5 protein-coding genes are annotated in these 8,212 nt (G+C 62.5%); 4 read left to right on the forward strand and 1 reads right to left on the reverse strand.

Going from position 1 to position 8,212, the window contains the following annotated elements; genetic code table 11:
* The first annotated feature begins 249 nt into the window (after positions 1-249).
* Both EN984_RS14085 and EN984_RS14090 read left to right on the forward strand, forming a co-directional pair.
* Positions 250-1,143, forward strand: a complete 894-nt coding sequence (locus EN984_RS14085; protein ID WP_245480064.1) for a DUF2865 domain-containing protein — start codon at positions 250-252, stop codon at positions 1,141-1,143.
* 124 nt (positions 1,144-1,267) lie between these two features.
* Positions 1,268-1,504, forward strand: coding sequence for a hypothetical protein (locus EN984_RS14090; RefSeq protein WP_013529265.1), 237 nt, complete (start codon positions 1,268-1,270; stop codon positions 1,502-1,504).
* 71 nt (positions 1,505-1,575) lie between these two features.
* Here EN984_RS14090 and EN984_RS14095 read toward each other — a convergent pair whose 3' ends face one another.
* A complete protein-coding gene (locus tag EN984_RS14095) occupies positions 1,576-1,926 on the reverse strand; it encodes a hypothetical protein (protein ID WP_127268024.1) in 351 nt (116 codons plus the stop codon).
* 168 nt (positions 1,927-2,094) lie between these two features.
* Between EN984_RS14095 and EN984_RS14100 the strand changes: the two genes are divergently transcribed.
* Positions 2,095-6,660 (forward strand): PAS domain-containing protein, encoded by a 4,566-nt coding sequence (locus tag EN984_RS14100; protein ID WP_164748826.1) that lies wholly within the window; start codon positions 2,095-2,097, stop codon positions 6,658-6,660.
* Between the two features lie 509 nt (positions 6,661-7,169).
* Positions 7,170-8,198 carry a substrate-binding domain-containing protein gene (locus EN984_RS14105; protein WP_127271977.1) on the forward strand — a complete coding sequence of 343 codons (1,029 nt, stop codon included), beginning with the start codon at positions 7,170-7,172 and terminating at the stop codon, positions 8,196-8,198.
* Positions 8,199-8,212: the final 14 nt, after the last annotated feature.

Raw genomic sequence — 8,212 nt, forward strand, 5'->3', positions numbered from 1 at the left:
CGCTGCAGGTCCTCGGCGATGGTCGGCTTGCGCTTTCTTTCGAGTTTCGTCTCAATCTTGAAATAAAAATGTAATATCGAATTTACATGAGGTGACGTAGTGCAATAGACAATAGGTCATTCATGTCGAAATTCTTTAGATTATTAGGAACTACTCATGTAGCCGAAGCTTGCTGAAGTCATGAACTCTAAATTCCGGGTTCTCCGCAAAAAGGACCAAGTTGTCCCGATGATCCGTTTCTGGCCTTCCATGGTGATCGCATTTATTTCGCTGGCGGCAGTTTTGTTCGGTACGCTTTCGTCCTACGCGGACAGCTGCGGCGCGATCAGAAGCCAGTTGCTTTCGGCTGGCCGCAGCGGCGGGGCGAGCCCGGAGCTTGCCCAGTTGCGCCGGCAACTTGCAGCCATCCAGACTATCGAGAGACAGCGCCAGTGCACGGCGAAGAGTTCGCTTGGTGGTCTCTTCAACGCTTGCGCCGATCTCGCCAGGAGCCGCTCGGATGTGCAGCGCCGGATTGCTGCCGCTGGGAATTCGGGCCGCGACACAGCGGGCCTGCAGGCGCGCCTCGTCGCGCTTGGCTGTGCGCCTTCGGCAAAGCAACGGCCTGTGCGCGCCGCGCCCAGCACCCAATCGGCGAGCACCACGTTCGCCGGCAATGCGATGCTGTTTTGCGTGCGTCTGTCGGACGGATATTTCTTCCCGGCGCCAAAGTCGCAATTCGCCGCCAGCGGCGATCTGAAGGAGACGGTCGATCAATGCCGTTACATCTGCGATGACCCCGGCGTCGACCTCTACACGTTGAACGACGCCAGCCTCGAAACCGACCAGATGACCGCGCTCGACACGCGCAAACCCTATACCGAGCTGCCGGCAGCCTTCAGATATCGCGATGATGCGAATTTCAAGGCATGCGACGTCAAGCGCTACTACCAGCGGGTCACCGAACTGCGAGCCAGGACCGTGACGCCCGCCAACATGCGCAACGCCATTATTCCGTTGCCGACGGCGAAGCCGGATCTCGGCACGGTTGCGGCCGTCCCCGGGATCGATGCCGAAGCCCCAGGTGCCGCCCAGCACCTTTCGATCGAGGCCGGCGAGCGGCCGGTGCGCTTGGTCGGCCCGGCATTTTTCCCGGCCGAATGATCGCCGGTCTTCCCCGATTTGCGATCACCGGCGGCGGCGTGCCTGCTGCTATGCGGCTGCGCGATCCGTCTGGAACAGAGGGGCGCTCACGGCGTTGTGATCGACATCAGCCGGGAGGAACGCCATGGCTACGTTCAGGGAAATGCGGGTGCTGGAGATCGTCGAAGACGACTCGCTGACCACCGAACAGAAAATCGCCGAACTGCGCGAGATCGAATCCGAGGCGCGTGGGTTGCAGCGGGCTGCCTCGGAGGGTCCAATGGACGACGATGACGGTTGGCAGGAAGATCTGCGTCAGGTTCGTCTTGCACTCGACAAGCTCGGAGCGAAGGAGCCGAAAAAAGGCGCTGCTTCCCTGTGAAAGCCCGTTCGCCGAGCTATCCGCGGATCGTGTTTTTTGACCGAATCCCGCTTTTAGGACCAAGCTCCAATCTAATCGCAGACCATGCGAGCTCTCTTGCCAGGCTCGCTGACGTTCCTGCAGGTCAGCGACTTCGCCGGCGCCGATAGGGACGCCGACGCAGGCAACCTCGTCTGGTGCCGTTTCGGTGCGGCATGGCTTACCTTGCGCTCGGAAAAACGCCGGGGCGGCTGCGGCGCCACCGGAAAAGCGCCGTTTTCGACCTCGGATTGGCCGTAGTCGACATTCGGTGGCGGCCGGTCCCAGAAGCGCCGGACATCGAGCGGCCTCGGGATGACGACCGTGCCGTCATAACTGCGCGAGCAACCGCCGCCGAAAAGCAGCGCCAGCCCCATGAAAAAAGGCACAATCCGTCCAAGCATCAGCAATACCCCTGCCGTTGCTTATATAGCGGGTTCGACCCCGCCGACAACCGGGCGGAATGAAGCTAACTGACCGTTAAGGTTAGCGGATCCTTAATGCTTCTCGGGCACATTTTGCCGACGAACCGCGGAGGAGGGTTCGGCCTTGGTTTTCGGGGTGGGGACGGCATGGCGGAAGCGAACGAAACAATCAGCGCGCGCGGCAAGCGCGCGCCTCGCAGATCCACAGCGCATGGCGACGATGCATCATCGTCCGCCTCTTGCATGGATTCGAACGATGCGCTTCGCCAACTCGTCGAAGCCGGTTCCGACTGGGTCTGGGAGACCGACGCCGAACTGCGCTTCTCCTGGCTCTCGCAAAATTACCAGGCAGCCACCGGCATCGATCCGGCAAACGTGCTTGGCCGGTTCCGCTTCGACTTCCTCAATCAGGTCCTGAACGGCGATCGTAGTGGCGCCGCGCATTTGGAGGATCTGCAGGCGCACCGGCCTTTTCGCGACTTCGTCTACGAACTCAAGGGTGGCAGCGCCGACTGTCGCTGGGTCTTGACATCAGGCTTTCCGAAGTTCGACGACGAAGGAAGATTTGCCGGCTATCGCGGAATCGGCCGCAACGTCACGGCATTGGCCGGCGCCTTCAAGGGTCCGGGGCCGGAACCATCGGCCGACGGCGAGCCCGACCAGCATCTGGCCGACCTCGAGCGGACGATGGACGCCATGCAGATGGGCGTCGTGCTCCTCGACGCCAGGCTCGACACGCTGATCGTCAACAAGGCCTATCGCGACCTCTCGAGGATTCCGGACGGCGCTGTCGGCGTCGGCGCTCCGTTCAGCCTGTTGATGGAGCTCAACCGCCGCAGCGGCATCTATGGCGACATCGACGAACGGCAATGGCAGCGCTACCTTGCCACTCGTCTCGAGGAGATTCGCGCCGGATCCGTCGCGCCGCGCGAATTTGTCCATGCCAACGGCAGGACGATGATGTTCTCGGTGACGGCGCTGTCAGGCGGCAAGCGGCTGTTGACCTATTATGAGGTCACCGAGATCAAGCAACGCGATGCGGAGATCAAAAGCGCGAACGCCAAGATCGCCGAGACCTTCGCCAGTCTCCGCACCATGGTCGACCAGATGCCGATCGGTGTCCTCGTCCTCGACGCCGATATGCGCACCGAGATCATCAACCGTGCTTTCTATGATTTCTGGCAGATCGACGCCCGGCGCGCCGAGATCGGCTGCAGCTTCCGCGATCTGATGGACGCCAGCCGCGACATCGATCCGTTTGGTGCCGACGATGCATCATGGCAGCGGCATATCGCCGAGCGCGAGGCGGAAATCAGGGCCGGGATCGCCGCGGCGCGGCAGTTCCCGCGCAATGACGGCCGCACGCTGATATCGTCGATGGCGCCGCTGGCCGGCGGCAAGCGGCTGATCTCCTATGTCGACGTCACCGACATGAAGAACCGGGAGGCCGAACTTGCCGACGCGCTGGAGAAAGCGCGGCTGGCGGAGGCGGTGATCAACGCCGTCAAGGATCCGATCTTCGTCAAGGACGACCATCTGCGCTTCGTCTTCGTCAACGAGGCGTTCGCGGCTCTGTTTGGCCAGACGCCGCAAGCCATGCTCGGCAAACCCGGCGGCGATTTCCTCCCGGCGAACGCTGTCGCGCTTTTCGAGCAGAGCGAAGGTGAGGTCCTTGCGACCGGGCGGCCGTACGAAGTGGAAGAGAATTTCGAGGTCGATGGCGCCAGCCGATCGCGTATCGTCAGGAAGAGCCGCGTCGGCATGGCCAGCGGCCGCAACTATGTTGCCGGCTTCCTGTTCGATATTTCCGAAATGAAGCGCCGCGAGACGGAAGCGCAGGATGCGCGCAAGCATCTCGCCAGCGTGCTGGAATCCTTGCCGGCCGCCGTGATCATCTACGATCGCGACGACAGGTTCGTTTTCGCCAACCGCAAGATCCAGGATACGCTGCCGGCCTTGAAGCCGGCATGGCAGCCCGGCTGCACATTCCGCGAGGCACTCGTTCTGGGCCATGCGAACGGCTATTTCCGCGACAGCGGCGATCCACAAGTCGACCAGCTCTACGACAGCGACCATGACCGCTGGCTGGATGCGATCCTCGCCCGCTACCGCTTGCCCAATTCCTGCTACGAGCGTCATAACCCCGACGGCCGCTGGTACCAAGTCTACGACATGCGGACCGATGATGGCACCTTCATCGGTGTTCGCGTTGACATCTCCGAGATCAAGAGCCGCGAGGCGGCATTGCGCGATTCGATGCGCCAGATCGACCTGTTCCGGCACGTGATGGACGAGTTGCCGGTGGCCGCCTTCATCAAGGCGCAGGACCTGAGCATAGAATTCGTCAACAAGGCCTGGTGCGCGATCACCGGCTTGGCCAAGGAGGATGTCATCGGCCGCACCGACCGGCAGTTGTTCGGTGCGCAGGACGCCGATGGCTACAGCCATGACGACACGCAAGTCGCCGTGACGGGCGCCGTCAGGGAGGTCGAGGAACCCGTCACCCATCGCGACGGCACGGTTCGGCAGTTGATGACGCGCAAGAGCCGCCTGGTGACGCTGGACGGGTCGGTGCATCTGGTCGGTTCGAGCACCGACATCACCGACGTCAAGGCGCGCGAGCGTGCGCTGGAAGAGAGCATGCGCGAGAACGAGGTGTTCCGCAGCCTGATCGACAACGTGCCGGTATCGATCTACGCCAAGCGCTCCGATCTCCGGCAGTTCTATGTCAACAAGGGCTGGTGCGATCTCACGGGCTTCCGCAAGGAAGAGGCTATCGGCAAGACCGACATCGAGATTTTCGGGCCGGATGGCGAGGCTTTCGTCAATGGCGACCTCGCCGTGCTGCGCACCGGCGAAACCCAGGAGGTCGAAGAGACGGTGACGTTGGCCGACGGCAGCGTCAGGCATCAATTCGCCCGCAAGGGCGCGATGATCGCCTCCGACGGCTCGCTCTATTTGATCGGCTCGACCACCGACATCACCGAGCTGAAGATGCGAGAGGCCGAACTGCGCGAGGCGCGTCAGCGCGCCGTGCTCGCCGACCGCGCCAAGTCGGAATTCCTCGCCAATATGAGCCATGAGATCCGCACGCCGATGAACGGCGTGCTCGGCATGGCCGAACTGCTGGCCAAATCGGACCTCGACCCGAAGCAGAAGACGTTCACCGACATCATCGTGAAATCGGGCAATGCGCTGCTCACCATCATCAACGACATACTGGACTTCTCCAAGATCGATGCCGGTCAGCTGGTGCTCGATCCGGCGCCCTTCAATCTGGCCGAGGCGATCGAGGATGTGGCGACACTGGTGTCGACACGAGCCAAGGAAAAAGACCTCGAGCTGATCGTGCGTGTCGAACCTCGGCTCGAGAGCCTGTTCGTCGGCGATGTCGGCCGTATCAGACAGATCGTCACCAACCTGCTCGGCAACGCGGTGAAATTCACCGATGAAGGCCATGTGCTGGTCGACGTCACCGGCGAGAGGGTTCCGACCGGAACGAAGCTGACGATCTCGGTCACCGATACCGGTATCGGTATCCCCGAGGAAAAACTGAAACTGGTGTTCGAGAAATTCAGCCAGGTCGACACCTCTTCGACGAGGCGGCATGAGGGAACCGGCCTCGGTCTTGCCATCACCTCGCGGCTCGTCGAACTGATGGGCGGCGACATCGGGGTCGAAAGTGCGGAAGGCAAGGGCTCGACTTTCTGGTTCTCGGTGACGCTGCCGCGGGCCGGACAGCAGAACGGACAGCGCATCATGCCGATCGACGTGACCGGTGCGCGTGTGCTGATTGTCGACGACAATGCCGTCAATCGGGCCATCCTGACCGAACAGATGACATCGTGGACGTTCGATTCCTGCGCGGCCGAAAGCGGCGCCGAAGGCCTCAAGGTACTGATCGCCGCCGCTGCCTATGGTGTCCCGGTCGATTGCGTCGTGCTCGACTACCAGATGCCTGGAATGAGCGGCGCCGAAATGGCGCGGATCGTGCGCAGCACCGCCGGCCTTGCCGGCATGCCGATCATCATGCTGACCTCGGTCGACCAGTCGCTCGCCAACACCAGCTATCGCGATCTTGGCATCGATGCCCAGCTGATCAAGCCGGCGCGCTCCTCGGTGCTGCTGGAAACGCTGGTCGCCACCATCCAGCGGCATCGCCACAACACGAGCGGCAGCGACGCGCAGCCGCTCGCAGCCGACGTCGCTGCGGGTTATGTGATGCGGACGCAGCCCTCGGCGCCGTCCGAACAGCGGGCGCTGCTGCAGCCGCCCTCAATTCGCCCCCGGCCACCGGTGGCGGCTGGCGGCGACAGGCTGGATATCCTGGTGGCCGAGGACAATGAGGTGAACCAGATGGTGTTCACCCAGATCCTCGGCGAGACCGGTTATGGTTTCGAGATCGTCGGCAATGGCCGCAAGGCGCTCGACGCCTTCGGCCGGCTGAACCCGTGCATGATCCTGATGGATGTCTCCATGCCGGAGATGAACGGTCTCGAAGCAACCGCCGCCATTCGCCGGCTGGAGGAAGAAACCGGCACCCATGTGCCGATCGTCGGCGTCACCGCGCATGCGCTGAAGGGCGACCGCGAGCGCTGCCTGGAGGCAGGCATGGACGACTATCTGCCCAAGCCGATCAGTCCCCGGGCGTTGCTCGAGAAGGTCGAGCGCTGGGTCGGCGCCAGCCGGCAGGCGCAGCGCAACGCCGGGTAAGGCCGGCTCTGCCCGAGTACCGGGAATACGGCGAAGATTCGCGCCCCTGTCAGCGGCCAAGACTATGGTGCGATCGCACCATATGAAAGGCGGCATCCAGCCGAGACAATGGCGACATTCGAATTCCGCTCTTCCCAGTTACGGGCGGGAGCAGCGACCGCCGGCATGAGACAGCGTCAACCTACCCCAACGGACCTGTTTTCGGCGATGGCCCGGCCACGACACCGTCTGGCTGAGAGCAACGCGCTCCCGTCCGGCTTTTCTTCATAAAGGCCGGCTGATCCCCAAATCGCCGGCCAGCCTCGACCGAATCGAGCAAGTCCCTGATTCCGGTGACAAAGCGGGGCTGCGTCGGGAGTGCCGGCCAGGCGGCATTCTGCTCATCCCGATGACGCGTTACCGGGGTGACATCAAACTGTCATGCGACTGTTATAATCGAAGGCTATTGGCCTCAGCGGGCGCCGACTGACGAGCGCCGAGAGACCATCTTCCGAACAGGAGCAGGCCACATGAAGAAATTCCTCTATACGGCGTCGGCCGCTGCGCTTGCGCTCGCCGCGACGTCCGGCTTCGCCGCCGCGCGCGACCAGATCCAGGTCGCCGGGTCATCGACCGTGTTACCTTATGCCAAGATTGTCGCCGAGCAGTTCGGCGAAACATTCACCAACTTCAAGACCCCGGTCGTCGAATCCGGCGGCAGCGGCGCGGGCATCAAGGAATTCTGCAAGGGCGTCGGCGAAGACACGATCGACATCGCCAATTCGTCGCGTCCGATCAAGGCGGACGAACTCAAGTCCTGCGCCGACGCCGGCGTGAAGGAAGTCCAGGAAGTCCGGATCGGCTATGACGGCATCGTCTTCGCCACCGACATCAAGGGCCCGGATTGGGCGCTGGTTCCCGCCGACATCTACAAGGCGCTGGCAGCCAAGCTGGTCGTCGACGGCAAGCTCGTCGACAATCCGAACACCAAGTGGAGCCAGGTCAATCCGAAGCTGCCCGACTGGGACATCGCCGCCTACATTCCGGGCGAAAAGCATGGCACGCGCGAAGTGTTCGAGACCAAGCTTCTCGATGCCGGCTGTGACAAGGCTGCTCTCAAGGCCGCCGGCATTGCCGACGACAAGGAAATCGGCAAAACCTGCATCGCCATCCGCAAGGACGGCAAGGCCGTCGACATCGATGGCGACTATACCGAGACGCTCGCCCGCATCGACTCCAACAAGACCGGCGTCGGCGTGTTTGGCCTCGCCTTCTATGAGAACAATGCCGACAAGCTGAAGGTCGCCACCGTGGAAGACGTCGTGCCTTCGACCGAGACGATCGCCAGCGGCAAGTATCCCGTCTCGCGCCCGCTGTTCTTCTACGTCAAGAAGGCGCATCTGGGCGTCGTTCCCGGCCTCAAGGAATATGTCGAGTTCTTCCTTGACGACCAGATGGTTGGCCCGGAAAGCCCGCTCGCCGAATACGGCCTCGTTGCTGCTCCGGATGCCGAGCGTCAGGCCCAGCGTGACGCTTTCGCCGCCGGAAAGTCGATGTAATCAGCTGCCGAACC

The organism is Mesorhizobium sp. M7A.F.Ca.CA.004.12.1.1, from assembly GCF_003997835.1.
Taxonomy (GTDB): domain Bacteria; phylum Pseudomonadota; class Alphaproteobacteria; order Rhizobiales; family Rhizobiaceae; genus Mesorhizobium.